This is a genomic window from Nocardia sp. NPDC056000 (assembly GCF_042269265.1).
In the GTDB taxonomy this organism is placed as follows: Bacteria; Actinomycetota; Actinomycetes; order Mycobacteriales; family Mycobacteriaceae; genus Nocardia.
Genome location: NZ_JBHJXS010000003.1, coordinates 295,049 through 316,221, shown reverse-complemented (window position 1 = coordinate 316,221; position 21,173 = coordinate 295,049). Strand labels below are relative to the sequence as shown.

The following is a 21,173-nucleotide window of genomic DNA, read 5'->3' as shown; positions in this document are numbered from 1 at the left end:
CTGTATTCAACGCGAATCCGCGGCCAGCAGCACCGGCCGGTCCAGCAGCGAGACCTCGACCCGGGTGCCGGGGGTCAGCTCGGCGGCACGGTGGCTGGCCACATCGGCGAGCAGTTCCAGACCGTCGGGCCGGGTCAGGCGCAAGCGGGTGGTCGCGCCGAAGAACGTTCCGGACTTCACAGTCGTTGTGCCGTCCGGGGATTCGTGCACCAGCACCGCTTCCGGGCGGGCCAGTACGGTCACCTCACCCGACGGTGTGGACTCACCGTCGCACACCAGCACCTGCTCCCCCACCCGGACATGGGTGGCGTCCACGGCGATCGCCGGAATCCGATTCATGGTGCCGACGAATTCGGCGACGAACGGCGTCGCGGGCCGCTGATACACCTGATCGGGACTCGCGCACTGTTCCATGCGGCCATTGCGCATGACCGCGACCCGGTCCGCGATGGCCAGCGCCTCCTCCTGGTCATGGGTGACGAAGACGGTGGTCACGCCGAGTTCGCGCTGGATGCGGCGAATCTCCTCGCGTAATTGCTGGCGTACCTTGGCATCCAGGGCCGAGAGCGGCTCATCGAGCAGTAGCACCCGGGGTGCGATGGCGAGCGCTCGCGCCAGTGCGACGCGCTGCTGCTGTCCGCCGGAGAGCTGATGCGGATACTTCGTCACATGTTCGGCGAGGCCGACCATATCCAGGAGTTCGCGCGCCCGCTCGCGCCGCCGCTTGGCGGGCCGACCGCGCAGGCCGAGCCCGAACGCCACATTGTCCTGCGCCGACATGGTCGGAAAGAGGCTGTAGGACTGGAAGACCATGCCCATATCGCGCTTGTTCGCCGGGATCGAAGCGGCATCGCGGCCACCGACCAGGATCTGCCCCGAACTCGGGTGATCGAATCCGGCGAGAATGCGCAGCGCGGTGGTCTTACCGCAGCCCGAGGGACCGAGCAGGGCGATGAATTCACCCGGTTCGATATCGAGGGTGAGCCCGTCCAGCGCGCGCACCGCACCGTAGTGCCGGTGCACATCGGCGAAACTCACCGCGGTGCTGCTGATTTCGGGAACGGTCTGGGCGGTCATCGGGATTCCTTCCGGGATCGACCGGCGATCGAGACGACGATGAGCAGGACGAGCCAGGTCAGCACCAGGCTCAGAATGGACAGTGCGACCTGCAACTGACCGTCGGTATTGGCCGACTGCGCCAGCCACACCGGGAAGGTCCGGAAGATCAGGATCTTCGCGATCGTGTACTCCCCCATGACGAGGGCGAAGGTCAGGAAGGCCGCGTTCAGGATGGAGGTGCGCAGCGCGGGCAGCACCACCCGCCACAGCACCGTGAACCAGCCCGCGCCGAGATTCTGCGCGGCCTCGACCAGCACGTCGATCCGCGAACCGCGGATTCCGGCATCGAGGGCCCGGAAGGTGAACGGCAACGCGATCACCACGTAGACCAGGGCCAGAATCAGCGAAAGCGGTTGCCGCTGTAGCGCGGTGAAGACCTGGGTCACTTCCACGTAATCGCTGTTATTGCCCCACGACAGCACACTGCGCACGCCCACCACCAGGGCGACCGGCGGAATCACCAGGGGCAGTAGCGATAACAGCTCGACCAGCGGGCGCGCGGCGGGTAATCGCAGGTGCACCAGCAGCATGGTGGGCACCATGAGCACCAGGGTGATCACCACCGCGATCAGGCCCAGCGCCAATGAGGTGCCCAGGGCGTCGGTGAGCCCACCGGCGGACAGGATGTGCCCGTACGCGCGGAAACTCACCCCGTTCTTGTCGTGGATGGTGAACCAGAACGCCACCGCGAACGGGCCGATGAAATAGAGCCCGGCCAGGCCGAGCACGATCCACCGCCAGTACGCCGTCGGGCGCGAGATACCGCGCCGAGGTCCCGAATTCGGTTGTCCCGCAGCGCCACCCAGCACCACGGCGGGATCGGTCACTGTAGCCATCGGGAGGTCCTGTTCTGCATGTACTGGTAGAGCAGGGTCAGCGGCACCACCACCACGATCATGTTCAGAGCCATGGCCGCGCCCAGATTCTCCTGTCCGACAAGGACATTGCCCGAGACGGCGCTCTCGATCTGGAGGGGCGTGATCGCCAGGGTGCCGTTGGTGAGCGCATCGGCGGTCGCGAAGGAGGAGAACGAGGTGCAGAACAGCAGCGCCACACTGCCCAGGAAATGCGGCAGTAGTGCCGGACCCGCGACATAGCGCCAGTACTGCCAGCCGCGCGCGCCCAGACTCTCGGCCGCCTCGCGCCATTCCGGCCGCAGGCCCTCCAGCGCGGGTGTGATCACCAGAACCATCAGCGGGACAAGGAAATACAGGTAGACGAACTGCACGCCGATCTGGGAGTAGAGATCGAAGTGCAGATCATCGCGAAGCGAGACGCCCAGGTGATCCTGCACCAGTTTCGTCAGCACGCCGGCATTGCCGATCGCCGCGACGAACAGGAACGCCAGCGGCAGACCGCCGAAATTCGCCAGCACCGCGGCCGAGGTGGATACCGCGCGTTGCAGCAACTGCCCGCGTCCGCTCGAAATCGCTTGTGCCAGCACGATACCCAGCACCGCCGCGATGACCGCGACCACGAGCGACAGCACGACGCTGTTCTTCAAACCGGTGAGGTACGCGCCCTTGAGCGCCGCCGCCACATTCGCGGTGCCGAAACCGGTATTTCCGCTATCGCCCACCTGGAACGCGGAATACGCGATCACGCCGGTGGGCAGCAGGAAGAACACGCCGACGTAGGCGAGGAACGGAACGAGCCCGAGCCAGCGCAGGGCTCGGGCCGAACGGGCCGTGGAACTCATTTGACAGTGTTCGCCCAGTTCTGGGTCATGACATCCTTGGCCTTGGCGGCCTGATCGTCGGTCGGATAGACCGCCTTGTCACTGGGCGCGGGCAGCACCTTGGTCAGCGCCGGATCGACCTTGCCGCTCTTCTGCATGGCGGGCAGGCGCACCGGGCGGGCGAAACCCTTGAGCAGGCCGTTCTGACCCTCATCGCTGTACAGGTACTCCTGCCACAGGCGCGCCGCGGCCGGATGCGGTGCGGTCTTGCTGATGGCCTGCGCGTAGTAGCCACCGATGGTGGCATCGGTGGAGACCGCGACCGTCCACTTCACACCGGTGTTCGAGGTGGTCTGCGCGATGCCCGCGTTCAGGTAGTCCCAGTCGATGATGATCGGGGTCTCACCGGACTGCACGGTCGCCGCGGTCGCCTTGACCGGAACGAAATTGCCTGCCGCCTTGAGCTTTCCGAAGTACTCGATACCGGGCTGGATATTGTCCGGCGAACCGCCGTTGGCCAGCGCGGCCGTCCACACCGCCATGAGCGCGGAATTGCTCTTGAGCGGATCACCGCTGAGCGCGACCTGACCCTTGTACTGCGGTTTGATCAGATCGGCGATGGTGGTCGGGCACACCTGCACCTTGGCCGAATCGCAGCCGATCGACATGTAGCCGCCGTAATCGGCGAACCACGTTCCGTCCGAAGCCTTCTGGGAATCCGGGATATCGGCCCAGCCGGTCACCTTGTAGGGCGCGTACAGCCCTTCCTTGGCCCCGCTGATGGCGAACGAGGTGCCCACGTCCACCGCGTCCGGCGCGCGATCCTGCCCCTTCAGTGATTTGATGGCATTGATCTCATCGGCGCTGCTCGCGCCCGGGTTGTCATCGTTGACCTTGATGCCGTACTTGGCGGCGAAATTGTCCATGAGTTCGCCGTAGCCCGCCCAATCCCGTGGCAGCGCCATGAGATTGAGCGTCCCCTCCTTCTTGGCGGCGGCGATCAACGCGTCCATCCCACCCAGGTCCGCGGCCGAGGTGGCGGTGGCGGCACTGCTCGCCGCCGTCTCGGACTTCTTGGTGCAGGCTCCCATGCTCAGGACCAAAGCCCCTGCGACGAGACAGATTCCAATATTGCGAGCAGATGCGATGCGCACGAGCGACTCCCGGTCCAGCGTTCGATCAAATACCGGGAATCGATCACGATCCCGGCAACACGTACATACATTCGGCCCGAAAGTTGTATAGCCAAGATATCCGAAACATACGGAAGGTGAACAGAAAATGTGATGTCCGGTCCACTTTCTGTTCACCCCATCTTGCGCTTGAATCGCTAAGCGCCGCAGCCGAATGCCGCCCTACGGTACGAAGAAGGTCGCCAGACCGGGAGTGACGATGCCGCCGCCGACGGGATTGAGGATCAAAGCGACCTGTCCCCCACCGGTATTGAGCGTCGCGGCGGCGGGAATGCCGTTGAGGCCGTTGGACAGTTGAGCCGCGCCGGTGGCTCCGGTGGCGAGGTTGATCCAGTTGACCCCGGCCGACAGGGGGCAGCCCCAGCCGCCGGGTTTGTCGCCGGTGATCAGCACTACGCCGGGCTGATCACCGACCACCGCCGCGCATCGCATCGCGGGGGCATCGAAGCTGCCGTTCGGATTGCCGAACGGAGCGGGATTTATCTGAAAGGGGATGGAGACCGGATCGGCAGCGGCGACTCCCGTTGATGCCATCCCCGCCGCGGCACCGATGATCGCGAACAAACCCAGGGTGGTTCTCAAAGCCGGTGTGGTTCTCAAAGCCATCGTGGTTCGCAAAGCCATCGTGGAGATCTCCTGCGGTGGTAGGGACCAGACTCGAGCATTGCCGACCATATCGGGCATTCGCGACGCCGCGTTACCCATCAGCGCATTGTCAGCTAATTTCCCTGTGTCAGGGCCTCGAAATCCGTGTAATCGTGCAGTGTGATGGCGTCGGCCTTTTGCAACTGCTTCGACATGAGGCCGCGCATGGGCTTCGAGGTCATCACCCGGACCGAGAGATTGCGCATGCGGATGGCCGCCCGGCTACCGGGCAGGAAACCATTCACACCGCCCGGCGGCAGCTTCTGGCATTCGGTCACGTACGGGCGCAGTTCCTGCTGATAGCGGTCGAAGGCCGCCCGGTGGTCATCGCGCGAGCGGGCCAATTCACCGGCCAGGACGTACGCACCGACCATGGCCATCGCGGTGCCGTTGCCCGAGAGCGGGGAGCCGCAGTAGCCCGCATCACCGATCAGGGCGACCCGGCCGCGGGACCAGCTGTCCATCCGGGTCTGGCTGATGGTGTCGAAGAAGAAGTCCGGGGCCTGATCCATCACCTCGAGCAATCGCGGTACGTGCCAGCCCAATTCACCGAACCGCTCGGCGAGAATGCGCTGCTGCCCCGCCTGATCGTGCCGGTCGTACACCAGATCCGTTGCCTTGAAACCGAACATGGCCTTGGCACTGGCCGGTCCCTCCGGCCGGATGGCGGCGAGCAGGCCACCGGGCGCGTTGTACATCAGGAACCAGTCCTCGAGGTCGAGGCCCTCCACGGGCACCGTGAAGTAGGACAGGTACGCACCCAGATGCCGGACGAATTCGGATTCGGGACCGAAGGCCAGGCGGCGCACCGTGGAGTGCAGACCGTCCGCGCCGACGACGAGATCGAAGACGCGCGAGGCATGGCGTCCGAAGTCGGCCACCACGCCGTCCGCGGTCTCGCGCAGCTCGGTGATCGTATCGTCGAAGAGGTACTCGACACCGGATCGCGCTGCGGCATAGAGGATATCGGTGAGATCACCGCGCAGGATCTCGATCTCGGCGACCGCGCCCTCACCATCGAAGAGTTCGGCGGACATACTCGCCGACCAGTCACCGGCGGCGTCGACATAGGCCAGACCGCGCTCGTGCACGCGGGCCCGCTCGATCTCGGGCAGGATGCCCATGCGCTGGGCGACCTCCTTGGCGACGCCGCGCAGATCCACGGCCTGCCCGCCGGGACGCGGGGCGGGTGCGCGTTCGACGACGGTGACCTCGAATCCGTAGCGGCGCAACCAGTATGCGAGGGTCAGACCGGCGATACTGCCGCCGGAGATCAGGACGGTACGGGCGGTGGTATTCATCGGGTGCTCCTAAAGGGTGGGAATCATCAACTGGCGCAGGATGGGTGGCCAGCCCTGTTCATGTGCGAGCTTGCGCACGGCGGTGGCGACGGCGCTGCCCGCACCGCGACCGCCGATCAGCAGGCGGTCCGGATCGGCGGACAGGTCCGCCGCGTGTTCGGCGGCCCATTCGAGGGTGCGCAGGGCATCGCGCTCTACGGCGGCGCGCTGCTCGGGCAGCAGGTCGTATCGCACCGCGAGGACGACGAAATCGCCTGCGGCGCTCAAGGTTCGGCACAGCGCGTCGAGATCGATCGATCGGTTCGACGGACCGACCTCGAACAGCGTCAGCAGTGCGCGCGGCGGGCCGGTGGGACCGGGCCAATAGATACGAGAGCCGCGGTCGACGATCGCGGACCGCAATCGCAGGTCGGCGACCCGGTGGCGGGCCGGGGTGGAAGGCATGCCAGAACATTCGCATCGGCCCCGCGACCGAAGGAAGGTCCGAATGCGCATAACAGTCTTGCGTCCACGGCATGACCGCTCGCACCGGATCTGGGCAATACTGACGATCATGAACGTCCAGACCGGCGAGAACACGGCCGGAAGCCCGACCCCGCTCCCCAAAGCGCCCGATGCGATCGAGTTGCGCCACCTGCGAGCCTTCGTCACCGTCGCCGAGGAACTCAATTTCGGCCGGGCAGCCACCCGCCTGTACGTCTCACAACCCGCACTGAGCAGGCAGATTCGGGGACTGGAACGCCTGGTGGGCTGTGATCTGTTGCGGCGCACCACGCATCGGGTGGAGCTGACGCTGGCCGGGGAGGCGCTGCTCGATCGCGCACGGCGCATTCTCGACGATGTGGACGAGGCGGTATCGGCAACCCGGGCGGTCGGCGGGGAGCTGCTGGCGCGAATCGCGCAGTACTGGGAGCCTTTCGGTGATCCGGATCCCGAATTGGGGGTGCTGCGAACGGCTTACGAGGACCTGCACGCGCAATTCCCGCCGCCGCCGGAGGTCACCGTGCGACCGGCCAACGCGGGCGGGGTGCCGAGTCTGCTGGTGCGGACCGAACAACCGAACGACACCACGGTGCTCTATCTGCACGGCGGCGGGTATATCGCGGGCTCGGCGTTCGGCTACCGCTCGCTCGCCGGTGCGCTCACCGTCGCCGCGAACAGCAGCACGCTCATCCCGGATTATCGCCTCGCGCCGGAACATCCGTTCCCGGCGGCCGTCGACGACGCCGTGAGCGCCTACCGCTGGTTGCTCGATACCGGTGTCGAGGCCGAGAACATCACGCTCGCAGGCGATTCGGTCGGTGCGCACCTGACCATATCGGTCCTGCTGCGACTGCGCGAGGAACAACTGCCGCAGCCCGCGAGCGTCGTATTGCTCTGCCCCGGAATCGATCTGCACTGCGGAACACTCGATGCCCAGCTACCGGACGCGCAGCCGGGGAAGGTGTCCGGGGCGCATTTCCACCGCCGCATCGTGCCCGACTATCTGGCCGGGCATCGCGACGATGATCCGATCGTCGCCCCGTTGCTGGCCGATCTGACGGGCTTGCCGCCGCTGCTCATCCAGGCGAGCACGGGTGACTCGCATCTCACCGACGCGCATCAACTCCTGGACCACGCCCAGGCGCACGGGGTGCGGGCCCGGCTCGAGCTCTATCCGGTGGAAACCCATAATTTCCACCTGTTCTGGTCGTTCCTGCCCGAGGCCGCGGACGCCCTCGAACAGGCCGGGAAGTTCATCCGGGAGCAGGCCGGACGGGCGCGGGTCCGGTCCAGCGCATAGCCCTTCTACCACCACAATCACCCCTCGCCCGTTTTGCCCGATTAGGGTTGGGGCGTGAATATTGCAGCAACACAGATATTGCGCTCGTTCGTAGCACTGTTCGAGTTGAAGATGATCACCTCCGGCCCAGCCGGCCGCGATCTCACGGACGGCTGAGCTGAATGGTCGCGCATGAAACCGCACTGTCACTGGTTCAACTGGGCGCGGTGCTCTTCGGATTGGGATTGCTCGGACGATTGGCGGCGCGGATCGGGATGTCACCGATCCCGCTGTACCTGATCGGCGGGCTGGTGTTCGGCACCGGCGGGCTGATCGAATTGCAGCATGTGGACCAGTTCATCGAACTGGCCAGCGAGATCGGCGTGGTACTGCTGCTCCTGCTGCTCGGATTGGAATACACCGCAAGCGAATTGGTGACCGGGCTGCGCAGCTCCTGGGCCGCGGGCGTGGTGGATCTGGTACTCAACGCGGTGCCCGGCGTAGCGGTGGCGCTGATCCTGGGGTGGGGAGCCACCGGGGCGGTCGCCATGGCGGGCGTCACCTATATCTCCTCCTCCGGAATCGTCGCCAAGGTGCTCAATGACCTTGGGCGACTTGGCAACCGGGAGACCCCGACGATTCTGTCGATCCTGGTGTTCGAGGATCTGGTGATGGCCGGATATCTGCCGGTGCTCACCGCCATCCTGGCCGGGGCCGGATTCGCGGCGGGTATGAAGACGGTCGCCATCGCGCTCACCGCGGTCACTGTGGTGCTGGTGGTCGCGCTGCGCTACGGCAAATACGTCTCCAAGATCGTCGACAGCCAAGACCGGGAGATCTTCCTGCTCAAACTGCTCGGCTCCGCCCTGCTGATCGCGGGAATCGCTTCCGCGCTACAGGTTTCGGCGGCGGTCGGGGCGTTCCTGCTCGGTATCGCCATCTCCGATTCCACCGCGCACAATGCCACCAAACTGCTGGAACCGCTGCGCGATCTGTTCGCGGCGCTGTTCTTCGTACTGTTCGGGCTCAGCACCGATCCGGCGAGTATTCCGCCGGTGCTCGGCTGGGCGATCGTGCTGGCGGTGCTCACCGCCGGAACCAAGATCGCGACCGGATGGTGGGCGGCCGGGCGGGCCGGGGCTTCCCGCTACGGACGCGCTCGCGCCGGATCGGCGCTCGTGGCGCGCGGTGAATTCTCCATCGTCATCGCGGGTCTCGCGGTCGCGTACGGGGCGGTGCCGCCCGCGTTCGCGGCGCTCGCGACCACCTACGTGCTGATCATGGCCGTACTGGGACCGGTCGCCGCGCGATTGATCGAACCCGCGCTGCGGTGGGCGGATCAGCTGCGCGTGCGCACGGCCTGACCACGATCGCCGCCGGTGGCCCGCTCGACGCGGGCGGCCACCGGGGCGGTCAATCCCGTTCGGGGCCCAGCGAAATGCCACGACTGGCCAGCCACGGCAGCGGATCGACCTTGTCCGCGCCATTGAGCCACACCTCGAAATGGCAGTGCGGGCCGGTGGAGAAACCGCGATTGCCGACCGTGGCGATCTGATCACCCGCCAGCACCCGCTGACCCACATCGACCGTCGCGGTATCGACATGCCCGTAGACGGTGATGGTGCCGTCATCGTGCTGAAGTCGCACCCACATGCCGAAACCAGAGGCCGGACCAGCACTGATCACCTTGCCGTCCTCGACGGCGTAGATCGGCGTTCCGATCGGGGCGGCGATATCCACGCCCAAATGTTCCGCGCCCCAGCGCGAACCGAAACCCGAGGTGAAGGTGCCCTCGGCGAATTTCACGAACAGCGGGCGCAGTTTCGAAGCGGCGCGGGCCGCGATATCGGCCTCGAATTGCTCGCCATTGCGCAGAATGTCTTGGAAGTCTTCGGGATTCTCCACCTGGGCGGCATCGAGAATCTCCGGGAAATGCGCATCCGTGCCATCCAGGGTGGCCGGCTGTAAGGCCGCCAACTCCTCGGTGGCGGACGTGTCCGCCGGTTGTTCATGCGCCTGCTGCATACCGGCCTGCGTGGCGGCCACCGCCGCGCCCGCGGCCACCGCGGCTATCACCGCGCGACCGCGCAGTACCTTGATCGCGGGCTGGCGCCGGTGCGCACCCCGGCCATTCTGAATCCCGGAAGTATTGCCGTGCAATAGAACTGCGCCTCCAACCTCGTTCTGCCCTGAGTCGGCCGCGAGACCGTAACAGACGAAGCTGTGAGTCGTTCCCAGGAAACCGTATGGACCGGAGCGCCGGCACCGTGCGTGCGTGGCGGCCGGATTACGCGGTGCGCGCGAACTCTTCCGGGCCGAGTGCCTGTTCACGCAGGTCGGACAGGGTGCGCGTGAGCAATCGCGAAACCTGCATTTGCGAGACGCCCAATCGCTGGCCGATCTCGGACTGGGTCCGATTCTCGAAGAAGCGCCAGTGCAGAATTTGGCGTTCGCGCGCGGGCAATTTCGCCAGCAGCGGGCCCACCGCGAGCGCGTTCTCCAGCAGCCGATAGGACGGCTCCTCCGCACCGAGCGTGGCGACCAGCGGGGATTCTCCGGATTCGCTATCGCGGGTCGCGTCGAGCGAACTCGCCTGATACGCATTGCGTGCCACCAAAGCCTTGGTGACCTCGGCCAATTCGACCTCGAGTTCGGCGGCGATCTCCCGCGCGGTGGGCATGCGCTCCAACCGTTGCGCCAGCACCTCGACCGCCGGGGCGATACGCCCCTGCAATTCCTTGGCACTGCGCGGAACTCGCACCGACCACGTGTTATCGCGGAAATGCCGCCGCACCTCACCCATTACCGTCGGCACCGCGAAGGACAGGAACGAGCTCCCGCGCGTCACATCGAAGCGGTCGACGGCCGCCACCAATCCCATCGACGCCACCTGGTGCAGATCGTCGAATTCCTCACCGCGGCCCTTGTACCGGCGCGCGATATGCTCGGCCAGCGGCAGGCACAGTTCGATGATGCGTTCGCGCAGCACCTCCCAGTGCGGGTCAGCACGATCGAGCTGCGACCATTCGGTGAACCGCACCTCGATATCGTCATAGCTGTCCTTGGTGGCTATCGCCTCGTTCATGAAGTTCCTCACTTCTCTACGAATCCGACAGATACCGAGTACCCACTCGTTCGTTATCAAAACGTAATCAGTCCGAATTGATCTCTACCTGCGGGTATCCGAGGGCGAAAACGCCGCGATCGCGGCTCGGCGTCAGCTCGTGGCGGGCGTGCCCGGCGGCACCTCCCGCGGCAACCGGACCGTGAAGGTCGCACCGGCGCCCGGGGCGGTGTCGACCGTCACCCGGCCACCGTGCGCGGCCACCAGGGCCTGCACGATGGACAGGCCCAGGCCGGTGCCGCCGCTGGCGCGGGTGCGCGAGGAATCGGTGCGATAGAAACGTTCGAAGACCCGCATAGCGGCATCGGGGGCCAGGCCCGGCCCCTTGTCCTCGACATCGATCCGGACCTCATCGGGAGACGGTGTGAGCCGCACCGTGATCGGGGCCGGGGCGGGCGTATGGGTCAGGGCGTTGCCGACCAGATTCGCCAGCACCTGCCGCAAACGGGCCTCATCGCCGACGACCTGGAGAGTGCCCTCCCCCGGGCACACCTCGAGCTTGATCGGGCGGGCCGGTGCGTCCGCGGTGGCCTGCTGGCGCGCGGCGATGGCCTGGGCGTTGTGCACGGCGTCGGAACCGATGGTCAGCAGATCCACCGGCTTTCGCTCGAACGGGCGGTTCGCGTCGACCCTGGCCAGCATGAGCAGATCCTCGACCAGCAGCCCCATCCGCGCGGCCTCGGCCTCGATCCTGGTGAGAATTCCGGCGGCGTCGGCGCTCGCGCCCTGCCGGTAGAGCTCGGCGAAACCTCGAATGGTGGTCAGCGGGGTGCGCAGTTCATGGCTGGCGTCGGCGATGAATCGGCGCATCTTCGCCTCCGAACGCCGGGCGGCCTCCTCCTGCGCCTCGGTCGCGGCCACCCCGTGCTGGATCTGGGCCAGCATTTCATTGAGTGACCGGGCCAGATGATCGACCTCGGTATCGACATTGCGCACCGGCACCCGGCGATGCAGATCACCGCCCGCGATGGCCGCGGCGGTCTCCTCCACCTGGCGCAGCGGCCGCAGACTCCGGCGCACCACAAGATAGCCGCCGGTGCCGAGCACCAGCAAAGCCGTTATGCCGGTGGCCAGTTCGAAATAGATCAGGCCGGAAATGGTCTCGCGGTTCTCGGCCAGTGAGATGCCGATGGTCGTGGAGCCGTACTCGTTGGCGATGGTGAGCACCCGCCAGCGCGGCATGGACTCATCGGTGGAGCGCACCGTGGCCGGGCCGTCGCCGTGCAGATCCGACAGCGCGGGGGTCGAATCATCGCCTCCGGCAAGGAATTCCGAATACACCGTGCCGTCCGGGCCCTTGCGCAGTTCATAGAATCGGCGGGGCTGTTCGCCCGTCGTCTTCACAGGTTGCGGCGGACGCGGCGCATCGGTGGGCACCCACACCGCGCGACCGTCCTCGGTGGTGATCTGCTTCATCGCGCGCGGCTGCGCCCAGCCGCGCGCGGCGTCGAAGAGTTGCTCATCGGTTCGCGAGGTCAGCGAACGCGATAACGCGGAGGTCAGCGCCACCCCCGAGGCGAAGAGCACCAGTGCCGCGAGCGCCACCATCGCCACCACCAAGCCGATTCGGAGCGGCACCGAGGAGGCCCGCCGAGCCAGCGTCTTCCGCAGGTTCACGTCCCGCTCAGCCCCGGTTCCGAATCGTTGTGCCACACCGTCATGGCTAGATGGTGGCGTTGGCAACCTCGGTGACGCTGTATGTGCGCTGGGTGTTTCCTGTGAATCGCCCGCCGGGACGCTATAACAGTCGGTATGGCATTGAATTGGAAGCTTGTCATCGACAGCGCGGACGCCCCGGTCCTGGCCGATTTCTGGGCCGCCGCACTGGAATACGAGGTCGAGGATCCGAGCCCGCTCATCGAACAATTGCTCGCCGCGGGGCACCTGCCGCCGGAGGCCGTTCGAGAACACAATGGCCACAACACTTTTCGCGGGCTGGCGGGAATCCGGCATCCCGAGGATCCGTTCGATCCGCTCAGCGGCGCGGGCCATGGCAGGCGACTGCTCTTCCAGGACGTCCCCGAACCCAAATCCGTGAAGAATCGCCTGCATATCGACGTGCACGGTGTGCCGGGTGAACTGGAAGCGCTGGTCAAGCGGCTGGAGAGCCTCGGGGCCGAGCGCGTGCACGAGGTCGACCAGGGACCGGCCGGGCACTGGTGGGTCATGCGCGATCCCGAGGGCAATGAATTCTGTGCCGCCTAGGTGACACGGAATTGCGCGCCGGATAGGTATAGCGTTTCATTCGTCAACTGCCCGCTGGGACAGGAGAACGATCATGCGGATACCGACAACACTGCGGACCGGCGTTTTGAGCGCGGCGGCCGTCCTGGGGCTCACCGGGGTCACCGCGCACGCGGAACCCGCTCTGCCGACCGTCGTCCTGGTGCACGGCGCGTTCGCGGACGCCACCAGCTGGGACGGCGTCGCCACGAAATTGCGCGCCGACGGATATCGAGTCGTGGTGCCCGACAACCCATTACGCGGACCCGCCAATGACGCGGCCGCCATCGAGCGCACCCTGAACGAACTGTCCGGGCCGATCGTGCTGGTCGGGCACTCCTACGGCGGCACGGTCATCACCAATGTGTCCGACCCGAAGGTCACGGCGCTGGTCTATATCGCGGGATTCGCGCCGACACCGGGCGAGCCCGCGCTGCTGGAGATCAATCCGGTGCAATTCCCGGGCAGTCGACTGCTGCCGCCCGCACTGTCGGTCAAGGTGGCCGACGGCGGCCTCGACGCCTACGTCGATCCGGCGTACTTCCACGAGGTGTTCGCCCAGGACGTCTCCGATGCCACGGCCGCGGACATGATCACGCATCAGCGCTCGCTGGCGCTGACCGCCAATCTCGAACCGTCCGGTCCCGCCGCCTGGTCGAATACGCCCAGCTGGTATCTGGTCTCCAGCCAGGACCAGGTCATTCCGCCCGCGTCCCAGCGCTATATGGCACAGCGCATGCACGCGCACACCAGCGAGATCACGGCCTCGCACGCCTCGCTGGTCTCGCAGCCGCTCGCGGTCGCCGATGTCATCGAACAGGCCGCCCGCGGCTGATTCCGAGTACGCCGGGCGGTAGGCCACCCGGCTATCGGAGCGTGTCGATACCCGCCAGGATGAGGTCGAGACCGGCGCGGAACTGCGCCCGATCGTCATGGTCGGCCAGTTGCGCGGCGATCCGGTGCACGAAGGGGTATCGCTGCGGATCGTGCCGGGTCCAGCGGTCCGCGACCGTGGCCAGGAAGGCCGCGCGATCGGTTTCGCGGGCTATGCGCGCGCCCGCGGCGTACTGGCCCGCGAGGCCGTGGATGTAGTTCACCAGGGCGGAAGCCGCGTCGAACTGCGCTGATTCGGGCACGCCGAGGGCCTCGAGCTGTCCGCCGACGCCCTCCAGAATCCGCATATTCGCGGAATGCCATGGCTCACTGGAGAGTTGGGCTCCCACCCAGGGGTGGGCGTCGATCGCGTCGAAGACGCCCAGGGCGACGGCGCGAATGGATTCGCGCGGTTCCGCGCCCGCGGGCACCTCGGTCATGACCCGGGCGATGATGTCGTCCGCCGCGGCGGCGAGCAGATCGTTCTTGTTCGCGACATGCCAGTAGATCGCGCCGCTGCCGGTGGCCAGGCGGGCCGAGAGCGCACGGAAGGTGAGCGCGGCCTCGCCCTCGGTATCGAGGATCGCTATCGCGGTCTCGACGATCCGCTCCTTGGACAGTGCGTCCGCGCGGCGTTCGGGCCGCTGCTTCTTGGTCGTCACAATCTTCATCTTGACATGTCTGGAACGTTGTTCCAAACTGGTTTGTGGAACAACGTTCCAGAGAGCTTTGAAGGGAGCGCATCATGACGACATCGATCACCATCATCGGAGCGGGACTGGGCGGCCTGACCCTGGCTCGCGTCCTGCACGTACACGGCATCACCGCCACCATCTACGAGGCCGAAGCCTCCGCCGCCGCCCGAACCCAGGGCGGTCAGCTGGACATCCATCAGGACGACGGGCAGTTCGCACTCGAAGCGGCCGGGCTCACCGACGAATTCCGGGCGATCATCCACGCCGGCGCGGAGGCACAGCGCGTCTTCGACCGGGACGGCCGGCTACTGCTCGACGTCGCCGACGACGGACTGGCGACCCGGCCCGAGGTGCTGCGCGGGGAGTTGCGGCAGATCCTGCTCGATTCACTGCCCGAGGACACGATTCGGTGGGGACACAAGGTCACCGGCGTGCGCCCGCTCGGCGACGGGCGGCACGAACTCACCTTCGCGGACGGTTCGACCGTGATCAGCGATCTGCTCGTGGGCGCGGACGGCGCGTGGTCCAAGATCCGGCCGCTGCTCTCGGACGCGACGCCCGAGTACATCGGCACCACCTTCATCGAAACCTATCTGTACAACGCCGATCAGCGTCATCCCGCCATCGCCGCCATGGTCGGCGACGGTGCGATGTACGCGGCCACACCCGGCAAAGGCATTACGGCGCACCGGGAATCGGGCGGCACACTGCACACCTACGTGCAGCTCAACCGCTCGGCCGCCTGGATCGCGGATATCGATTTCACGGACGCCGCCGCGGCGACCGCGCGCATCGCGGCCGAATTCGACGGCTGGGCACCGGAACTCACCGCGCTCATCACCGAGGGTGAATCCGCACCCGTGCCGCGCATGATCCACACCCTGCCGGACGGACATCACTGGGACCGGACGCGCGGGGTGACGCTGATCGGCGATGCCGCCCACCTCATGCCGCCCTCCGGCGACGGCGCGAACCTGGCCATGCTCGACGGCGCGGAACTCGCGCTCGCCATCGCCGCGCACCCCGGCGATATCGAGGCCGCCCTGACCGCGTACGAGGCGAGCATGTTCCCGCGCAGCGCCGCGTTCTACGCGGACGCACACGAGATCCTCGACCTCTGCCTCGGCGATCGCGCGCCGTACGGACTCGTCGATCTGTTCAACGGTGTGCCGCAGCCCGAACTCGAACCGTCCGCCCGGTCCTGACAGGCCGCCCGGTCACAGCGCCGACACCCCGGGTCACACCGCAAGTTGGCACGAATGGTCATCAACTGGCCATTCACGCGCTCGTGTCCCCGCCACTACAGTGATCGACGGTCCACAAGCTGTGCGGTTATTGCTCGGTAGCTCATCCGATCAGAGGTGGCGAAAACAACAGTGGCAGTGACGAATACACATCAGTTGCTGAGCGAGGTGCTCTCCAGATACGGGAGCGTCGAGGAATTCTGCTCGCGCCTTCGCGGCGATGGCGAAACCACCACCGAATTACCGCGCATCAGCATCGAACCGGACACCGGGGGGCGGCACCGCCGTCACGATACGGCCTGACAGGAGTGCGAATCGATGGACTTCGGCAGCATTCTGTGGGGCCATGCCGATGCTGCCGGGCCGGAGACGGCCGAGGATACGACGCTCACCGATCTGAATCTCGATCAGGTCTTCGCGGCCACCGGCGGCGCGGAACACCGGGCCGCACAGTACCGGCCGCTCCGCGATATCGCACTGGTCGAATTCCGGCAGCGGGTCTTCGGTGATCTCGAGGATGACGCGGTCCGTTCGGTATTCGAAGCCTTCGTCGACGGAATGCGTTCGGTGCGCGCCCATCTGGAGCGCGCGGGACGGCTGACCCATCCGCAGCAGCGCAATCGCTGGCAGATCGACGCCGAAGCGGTGTACTGCCGCACGGTGCGCGGGATGAGCATCGCGCTGCGGGGACTGCCGCTGCACTCGACCGGATTGCGGGAATGGGCGGCGTGGCTGTCCGGCTACGTCGATCTCGATTCGTTCCGCGGCTTCGCCGAGGACGGGGCGGGAGTGCGCGCGGAGCTCGATGCCGTGCGCTATTCGGTGCAGGTGACCGGCCGCCAGCTGGTCATCGACCGGTACGGCGGCCAGCCCGATTTCAGCGAGACCATCGCGGCGGCCTTCGCGCGCTTCCGGCCCGAGGGTGATCCTGCCCGGCCGCCCGCGGTGGATCCGTGGCCGGATATGAACGAGGTCGAGGAGCAGGTAATCGCGGCCGTCATCGATCAGCATCCGGCCGTCTTCGAACGGCTGGGCCGCCATGCCGAGCGGTATCGGGATTTCATCGATCCGGTCATCGCGCGATTCGACGCCGAGGTGCGCTTCTACCTCGACTATCTGCGCCTGGTGCGCGGGCTGCGCGCCCGCGGTATGCCGTTCTGCTATCCGGAGGTCACGGCCGAGTTCGCCGGAATCGAGGTGGTGGACGGTTTCGACGCGGCCCTCGGCTTCGCCCTCGCCAAACGGCAGGCGACCGTGGTGCGCAATGGTTTTCGGCTCGACGGCCGCGAGCGCGTGCTCGCGGTCACCGGCCCCAATCAGGGCGGGAAGAGCACATTCGCCCGCATGGTCGGGCAGTCGCTGTATCTGGCCGCGCTCGGCTGCCCGATTCCCGGGACGCGCGCGCGAACCATGCTGCCGGACAACGTGTTCACGCATTTCATCCGCGCGGACGATATCGAGGATCCGCACGGCGCGCTGGCGCAGGAGCTCACCCGCATGCGCGATATCCTGGACCGGCTCACCGCGCGCAGTGTGGTCGTGCTGAACGAAAGCTTCAGTACCACCACCGCTTCCGATGCCGTGGCGATCGGCGCGGACGTGGTCGGGCGCATCATCGAACGCGGTGCGGTGGCGGTGTACGTGACCTTCCTGGACGAACTCGCCACCGTCCGGCCGGAGGTGGTCAGCATGGTCGCGGGCGTGGAATCCGGCGATGATCCGGTGCGCACCTTCCGAATCGAACGCCGCCTGCCCGACGGCCTGGCCTACGCGGCGGCGGTCGCACAGCGACACGGACTGACCTACCACGAGATTCGCGCGAGGATTCGATGATCCCGATCGGCCTGCTGCATCCGCCCGGCGCGATCGTGCACGGTGCGCGCAATGGTGCGGCACTCACCGATGATCTCGGCCTGGACGAGCTCTACGCGGCCATGGCGGCCGGGGACGAATTCATCGCCCAGGTCGTGAAAACCGTTGTGCCCGTGGGCCTCACCGATTGCGCGATCATCCGGCACCGGCAGGGCGTGCTCGCGGACTGCTGCGCCGATCCCGATCTGCCGCGCGCCCTCTACGCGGTGACCGCCGCCGCGACCACGGTGCGGCGCTGGACCACCGGGCGCACCCGCGAACCGCGCGGCAAACTTGGGCTGGCGCTGCAACCGCTGGAGGCGTTGATCGGCCACCTGCGGCAGCTGCGGCAGACACTGGAAAAATACGCCGCATCCTGCACCTCGGACGGGCTGCGGCGCTTGCGGCGGGTACTGGCCGAGCAATTGGACGAGGACTATCTCGCGCGTCTCGAACAGCATGTGGCCGCACTGTATTTCGAGCACGGCATCCATTTCAGCGCGGCACTGGGCACCGGCAACAAGGCCGATCGGATCATGCTGCACGAGCCGCCGGCCGCCGCCAAACGGCTGCGGCTGGGCCGCCGTTCCGGGACCGTGTTCGAGGCCTTCGACAATTTCGAATTCCATGACGGCGATCCGCTGCGGGCGGTCATCGAACCGCCGCTGGACGGCGTCGCCGAGGTGATCTCCCGGGTCACCGACAATGTGCAGGACTTCTTCCGGCAGCTGCGCACCGAACTGGCCTTCTATCTCGGCGGGGTGAATCTGCACGAGCGACTGACCCGGTCCGGTGCGCCCGTCTGCTTCCCGGAACCGGTCGCGGCGGGTGCGAACCTCATGCGCGCCACGGATTTGCGTGATGCGGTGCTGTGCCTGAACACGTCCGAGGTGATCGGCAATGACATCGACGCGGACGGCTCGACCCTGGTGGTCGTCACCGGAGCCAACAGCGGCGGTAAATCGACCTTCCTGCGCAGCGCCGGGACCGCGCAATTGCTGATGCAGGCCGGAATGTTCGTCACCGCCAAGACTTTTCGCGCCGATGTCCGCGAGGGCATCTTCTCGCATTTCGTGCGCGCCGAGGATCCGACCATGACGCACGGCCGCCTCGACGAGGAGCTGTCCCGCATGGGCGAGATCATCGACGCCCTCACCCCGGGCGCGCTGCTGCTGTGCAATGAACCCTTCGCCTCCACCAATGAGCGGGACGCGGCCGCCATCGCCGATCCGATCATCTCCGCACTGCTCGATTCCGGCGTCAAGATCATCCTGGTCACCCACCTGTACGAGTTCGCACACCGCCGCCATCTCGCCGCGCACGGCACCGATCTGTTCCTGCGCGCCCGGCGCGATGCCGAGGGCAGGCGCACCTATCGGCTGACCGCCGGTCCGCCCGAACCGACCAGTCACGGCGCGGATATTTTCCGGGGCGTCTTCGGCCCGGCGGACCTCGAGAGCGACTAAACGCCGTTAACCAATGGCTTTTCCCGGCATCCGAAACCGGTTACATTCGCGATCGACGGTGCGGGCGATACGAGGAGAGTCATGAACACGAGCGAGCTGGCGACGGCGTTCGAACTGGGTATCGACACCCGCATCACCCTGGCCGCCGCCGGGCTGCTGTTCCTGCTGGCGCTGCTGCTCGGGGTCTGGAAGTACGAGCAGATCCGCACCTCCCCGGACGCGACCGCGCATGTATACGTCGATATCGCGCACCGCGCTACCCTGCTCTACTCCTTCGCCACCCTGCTGCTCGCGGTCTTCACCGAACTCAGCAGCTGGCCGACCGCGGTGAATCTGACCGCCGATATCGTGGTGCTGATCTTCTTCGTCGCCGCCATCGCCGCCTATATCGTGCACGGCCTGCTGCGGGACACCACCAACCAGTTCCACGGTCAGACCGGCAAGATCGGCACCAATGTCTCGATGATCGCGCTGATCATCGGCGAGGTCGGCGGATTCGGGGTGCTGTTCGCCGGATTCATCGCCGGTCAGTTCTGATATTCGGCCAGGGCGCAGGCCAGATCCAGATTGTCGACCGTGGCCAGATAGGCGGGCGGTTTGACGGGGGCACCGAGGTCGCCGAGTTCGTTCAACAGGGCGATATGCGTCGACCAGGTGATGCCCGGCTGCTCGTGCAGGAGCGGAACGAGTGCGCGAATGGCATCCGCGGCCTCGAGTTCGCCCAGCGTGTGAATGGCGGTGTGGCCGATCACTTCCCGGGGGTCGGTGCGGGCCAGTTCGACCAGGCGATCGATCGCCTCCGGCGCGGGCGCGTGCGCGGCATAGGTGCGCAATGCCTCATAGGCCGCCGTTCCGGTGGCCGTCGCGAGGTATTCCCATGCGGTGGTGGCGATTCGGGCGTCGACCGGCAGCAGGACCAGCGAGTACATGGCGGCCTTGCGGACCGTGAAACTGGGATCCGCGGTGAGTTTCAGCAGTGTGCCGGGATCGGACCAGCCGACCAGCACCGCGCACGCGCACTCCCGCACGAGTGGATCGGGGTGCGCCGCCAACCGCTCGGTCAGCCGCGCTCGTGCGCCGGAATCGTAAACGCCCCAGTCGATTCGGCGCAGGGTTGCGGTCATCTCCAGCCAATCCTGATCCGGAGTGCCGAGGATCGCGGTCACCGCCTGCTCCGATAACTCCGCGGGTGGTTGCGGGGGCGTGGCCGGATGCGGCGTGTGTTCCGGCCGCGGCGGACGCAGCAGATCGGTCACCGGCCGCACCCACTCGTGCAGTGCGACAGCCTCTTTCGCGCCCGCGGTGTGAACGGACGATTCGAACTGGGCACGCAGATCCTCGAATGTCTCGAGCGCCGCGGCGCGGACCCCCGCGTCATCGGAATCCCGGAGTTCGGCGACGGCGCGCAGCACCCGCCGGGTCGGGTAGTAGCGCAGGGTGTTGACGGCTACCGCCGCCAGTTCGGCCGAACGATCCCGGGCCGCCGCGAGCAACCCCTCCTCGGCGGCGACGGGCTCGTCCCAGAGCAGCGTTTCCGCCGCCACCGCGCGGATGTCGCGATCGCGATGATCGAGGGCGCGAATCAGCACCGGCATGAATTCGGGCTCACCGAAACCGAAGCTCATCGCGGCCAGGGCGTCGCGCTGGAGCGGATGCGAGTCATCGGCGGCGACCGGGATGAGCAGATCGGCCTCGGTACGGCCCATCAGGCCCAGCGCGTGCCGCATGACGATCGGATCGCCACTCCCCCACCAGGTTCGGCGGAGCGCGGGGGTGGAGACGTCCTCGTAGGCGACGACCACATCGGAGGCCCGCGTCCGAATCGGTTCGGGCACTTGGGTATCGAGCACCATGGCGGTCAGCGGCTCGATGGCGCGATAGTCCTCGAGCGCGGCCAGCGCCTGGAGGGCATCGGCCCGTTCCGAGGCCGGGGCATCGGCGTCCCCGGCCCGGGCGAGCAGGTCGAACGTTCGGGTCCGATCGTGTTCGGCGGCCATCC

General features: G+C 66.8%; 20 protein-coding genes. 8 read left to right on the top strand and 12 right to left on the bottom strand.

What is annotated here, in order from left to right; genetic code table 11:
* Positions 1 to 6: 6 nt before the first annotated feature.
* From ACFC4D_RS10040 to ACFC4D_RS10010, 7 genes are all read right to left on the bottom strand, one after another.
* Positions 7 to 1,077, bottom strand: coding sequence for an ABC transporter ATP-binding protein (locus tag ACFC4D_RS10040; RefSeq protein ID WP_376062445.1), 1,071 nt, complete (start codon positions 1,075 to 1,077; stop codon positions 7 to 9).
* Positions 1,074 to 1,955, bottom strand: a complete 882-nt coding sequence (locus ACFC4D_RS10035; protein WP_376062444.1) for an ABC transporter permease — start codon at positions 1,953 to 1,955, stop codon at positions 1,074 to 1,076. Before ACFC4D_RS10035 ends, ACFC4D_RS10040 begins: the two co-directional genes overlap by 4 nt.
* The gene (locus ACFC4D_RS10030; protein WP_376062443.1) at positions 1,943 to 2,818 is read right to left on the bottom strand and encodes an ABC transporter permease; all 876 of its coding nucleotides are present in this window, start codon (positions 2,816 to 2,818) and stop codon (positions 1,943 to 1,945) included. The genes ACFC4D_RS10035 and ACFC4D_RS10030 overlap by 13 nt, the downstream gene beginning before the upstream one ends.
* The gene (locus ACFC4D_RS10025) at positions 2,815 to 3,888 is read right to left on the bottom strand and encodes an ABC transporter substrate-binding protein (RefSeq protein WP_376062442.1); all 1,074 of its coding nucleotides are present in this window, start codon (positions 3,886 to 3,888) and stop codon (positions 2,815 to 2,817) included. Before ACFC4D_RS10025 ends, ACFC4D_RS10030 begins: the two co-directional genes overlap by 4 nt.
* 264 nt (positions 3,889 to 4,152) lie before the next feature.
* On the bottom strand, positions 4,153 to 4,614 hold the full coding sequence (locus ACFC4D_RS10020; RefSeq protein WP_376062441.1) for a hypothetical protein: 462 nt from the start codon (positions 4,612 to 4,614) through the stop codon (positions 4,153 to 4,155).
* A gap of 95 nt (positions 4,615 to 4,709) precedes the next feature.
* Entirely contained in the window at positions 4,710 to 5,936 is a 1,227-nt protein-coding gene (locus tag ACFC4D_RS10015) for an FAD-dependent monooxygenase (RefSeq protein ID WP_376062440.1), read from the bottom strand.
* 9 nt (positions 5,937 to 5,945) lie between these two features.
* Positions 5,946 to 6,380, bottom strand: a complete 435-nt coding sequence (locus ACFC4D_RS10010) for an alpha/beta hydrolase fold domain-containing protein (protein ID WP_376062439.1) — start codon at positions 6,378 to 6,380, stop codon at positions 5,946 to 5,948.
* Between the two features lie 109 nt (positions 6,381 to 6,489).
* Between ACFC4D_RS10010 and ACFC4D_RS10005 the strand changes: the two genes are divergently transcribed.
* Together ACFC4D_RS10005 and ACFC4D_RS10000 are read left to right on the top strand one after the other, a co-directional pair.
* Positions 6,490 to 7,719, top strand: a complete 1,230-nt coding sequence (locus ACFC4D_RS10005) for an alpha/beta hydrolase fold domain-containing protein (protein WP_376062438.1) — start codon at positions 6,490 to 6,492, stop codon at positions 7,717 to 7,719.
* 161 nt (positions 7,720 to 7,880) lie between these two features.
* Positions 7,881 to 9,062: a cation:proton antiporter gene (locus ACFC4D_RS10000; RefSeq protein ID WP_375952988.1), complete on the top strand. Its 1,182-nt coding sequence runs from the start codon at positions 7,881 to 7,883 to the stop codon at positions 9,060 to 9,062.
* 49 nt (positions 9,063 to 9,111) lie between these two features.
* On the opposite strand, the gene ACFC4D_RS09995 is transcribed toward ACFC4D_RS10000, so the two are convergent.
* The 3 genes from ACFC4D_RS09995 to ACFC4D_RS09985 form a co-directional block, all read right to left on the bottom strand.
* Positions 9,112 to 10,029: a M23 family metallopeptidase gene (locus ACFC4D_RS09995; RefSeq protein ID WP_376062437.1), complete on the bottom strand. Its 918-nt coding sequence runs from the start codon at positions 10,027 to 10,029 to the stop codon at positions 9,112 to 9,114.
* Positions 9,986 to 10,783 carry an RNA polymerase sigma factor SigF gene (locus tag ACFC4D_RS09990; protein WP_376062436.1) on the bottom strand — a complete coding sequence of 266 codons (798 nt, stop codon included), beginning with the start codon at positions 10,781 to 10,783 and terminating at the stop codon, positions 9,986 to 9,988. Before ACFC4D_RS09990 ends, ACFC4D_RS09995 begins: the two co-directional genes overlap by 44 nt.
* Before the next feature lie 132 nt (positions 10,784 to 10,915).
* On the bottom strand, positions 10,916 to 12,439 hold the full coding sequence (locus ACFC4D_RS09985) for a sensor histidine kinase (RefSeq protein ID WP_376062435.1): 1,524 nt from the start codon (positions 12,437 to 12,439) through the stop codon (positions 10,916 to 10,918).
* Positions 12,440 to 12,574: 135 nt separating this feature from the next.
* On the opposite strand from ACFC4D_RS09985, the gene ACFC4D_RS09980 reads away from it, so the two are divergent.
* Both ACFC4D_RS09980 and ACFC4D_RS09975 read left to right on the top strand, forming a co-directional pair.
* Positions 12,575 to 13,027 carry a VOC family protein gene (locus tag ACFC4D_RS09980; protein ID WP_376062434.1) on the top strand — a complete coding sequence of 151 codons (453 nt, stop codon included), beginning with the start codon at positions 12,575 to 12,577 and terminating at the stop codon, positions 13,025 to 13,027.
* Positions 13,028 to 13,100: 73 nt separating this feature from the next.
* Positions 13,101 to 13,880, top strand: coding sequence for an alpha/beta fold hydrolase (locus tag ACFC4D_RS09975; RefSeq protein WP_376062433.1), 780 nt, complete (start codon positions 13,101 to 13,103; stop codon positions 13,878 to 13,880).
* A 31-nt stretch (positions 13,881 to 13,911) separates the two neighbouring features.
* Here ACFC4D_RS09975 and ACFC4D_RS09970 read toward each other — a convergent pair whose 3' ends face one another.
* On the bottom strand, positions 13,912 to 14,589 hold the full coding sequence (locus ACFC4D_RS09970; RefSeq protein ID WP_376062432.1) for a TetR/AcrR family transcriptional regulator: 678 nt from the start codon (positions 14,587 to 14,589) through the stop codon (positions 13,912 to 13,914).
* Positions 14,590 to 14,663: 74 nt separating this feature from the next.
* Between ACFC4D_RS09970 and ACFC4D_RS09965 the strand changes: the two genes are divergently transcribed.
* The 4 genes from ACFC4D_RS09965 (at position 14,664) to ACFC4D_RS09950 (ending at position 19,711) form a co-directional block, all read left to right on the top strand.
* Positions 14,664 to 15,818 carry an FAD-dependent oxidoreductase gene (locus tag ACFC4D_RS09965; RefSeq protein WP_376062431.1) on the top strand — a complete coding sequence of 385 codons (1,155 nt, stop codon included), beginning with the start codon at positions 14,664 to 14,666 and terminating at the stop codon, positions 15,816 to 15,818.
* A 357-nt stretch (positions 15,819 to 16,175) separates the two neighbouring features.
* Complete coding sequence (locus tag ACFC4D_RS09960) at positions 16,176 to 17,690, top strand: DNA mismatch repair protein MutS (protein ID WP_375953005.1); 1,515 nt, start codon at positions 16,176 to 16,178, stop codon at positions 17,688 to 17,690.
* Positions 17,687 to 19,174 carry a DNA mismatch repair protein gene (locus ACFC4D_RS09955; protein ID WP_376062430.1) on the top strand — a complete coding sequence of 496 codons (1,488 nt, stop codon included), beginning with the start codon at positions 17,687 to 17,689 and terminating at the stop codon, positions 19,172 to 19,174. Before ACFC4D_RS09960 ends, ACFC4D_RS09955 begins: the two co-directional genes overlap by 4 nt.
* Before the next feature lie 81 nt (positions 19,175 to 19,255).
* A complete protein-coding gene (locus ACFC4D_RS09950; protein WP_376062429.1) occupies positions 19,256 to 19,711 on the top strand; it encodes a hypothetical protein in 456 nt (151 codons plus the stop codon).
* Here ACFC4D_RS09950 and ACFC4D_RS09945 read toward each other — a convergent pair.
* A complete protein-coding gene (locus ACFC4D_RS09945; protein ID WP_376062428.1) occupies positions 19,702 to 21,171 on the bottom strand; it encodes a hypothetical protein in 1,470 nt (489 codons plus the stop codon). The two genes, ACFC4D_RS09950 and ACFC4D_RS09945, sit on opposite strands and share 10 nt — an antisense overlap.
* Between the last annotated feature and the right edge of the window lie 2 nt (positions 21,172 to 21,173).

Bases quoted from the DNA above. Each gene is read 5' to 3' on its own strand.
- ACFC4D_RS10035 (WP_376062444.1), bottom strand. From the start codon at position 1,955: ATGGCTACAGTGACCGATCCCGCCGTGGTGCTGGGTGGCGCTGCGGGA.
- ACFC4D_RS10005 (WP_376062438.1), top strand. From the start codon at position 6,490: ATGAACGTCCAGACCGGCGAGAACACGGCCGGAAGCCCGACCCCGCTC.
- ACFC4D_RS10000 (WP_375952988.1), top strand. From the start codon at position 7,881: ATGGTCGCGCATGAAACCGCACTGTCACTGGTTCAACTGGGCGCGGTG.
- ACFC4D_RS09960 (WP_375953005.1), top strand. From the start codon at position 16,176: ATGGACTTCGGCAGCATTCTGTGGGGCCATGCCGATGCTGCCGGGCCG.
- ACFC4D_RS10030 (WP_376062443.1), bottom strand. From the start codon at position 2,818: ATGAGTTCCACGGCCCGTTCGGCCCGAGCCCTGCGCTGGCTCGGGCTC.
- ACFC4D_RS09975 (WP_376062433.1), top strand. From the start codon at position 13,101: ATGCGGATACCGACAACACTGCGGACCGGCGTTTTGAGCGCGGCGGCC.
- ACFC4D_RS09950 (WP_376062429.1), top strand. From the start codon at position 19,256: ATGAACACGAGCGAGCTGGCGACGGCGTTCGAACTGGGTATCGACACC.
- ACFC4D_RS09955 (WP_376062430.1), top strand. From the start codon at position 17,687: ATGATCCCGATCGGCCTGCTGCATCCGCCCGGCGCGATCGTGCACGGT.
- ACFC4D_RS09945 (WP_376062428.1), bottom strand. From the start codon at position 21,171: ATGGCCGCCGAACACGATCGGACCCGAACGTTCGACCTGCTCGCCCGG.
- ACFC4D_RS09990 (WP_376062436.1), bottom strand. From the start codon at position 10,783: ATGAACGAGGCGATAGCCACCAAGGACAGCTATGACGATATCGAGGTG.
- ACFC4D_RS09970 (WP_376062432.1), bottom strand. From the start codon at position 14,589: ATGAAGATTGTGACGACCAAGAAGCAGCGGCCCGAACGCCGCGCGGAC.
- ACFC4D_RS09965 (WP_376062431.1), top strand. From the start codon at position 14,664: ATGACGACATCGATCACCATCATCGGAGCGGGACTGGGCGGCCTGACC.
- ACFC4D_RS10015 (WP_376062440.1), bottom strand. From the start codon at position 5,936: ATGAATACCACCGCCCGTACCGTCCTGATCTCCGGCGGCAGTATCGCC.
- ACFC4D_RS09980 (WP_376062434.1), top strand. From the start codon at position 12,575: ATGGCATTGAATTGGAAGCTTGTCATCGACAGCGCGGACGCCCCGGTC.
- ACFC4D_RS10025 (WP_376062442.1), bottom strand. From the start codon at position 3,888: ATGGGAGCCTGCACCAAGAAGTCCGAGACGGCGGCGAGCAGTGCCGCC.
- ACFC4D_RS10010 (WP_376062439.1), bottom strand. From the start codon at position 6,380: ATGCCTTCCACCCCGGCCCGCCACCGGGTCGCCGACCTGCGATTGCGG.
- ACFC4D_RS10040 (WP_376062445.1), bottom strand. From the start codon at position 1,077: ATGACCGCCCAGACCGTTCCCGAAATCAGCAGCACCGCGGTGAGTTTC.
- ACFC4D_RS10020 (WP_376062441.1), bottom strand. From the start codon at position 4,614: ATGGCTTTGCGAACCACGATGGCTTTGAGAACCACACCGGCTTTGAGA.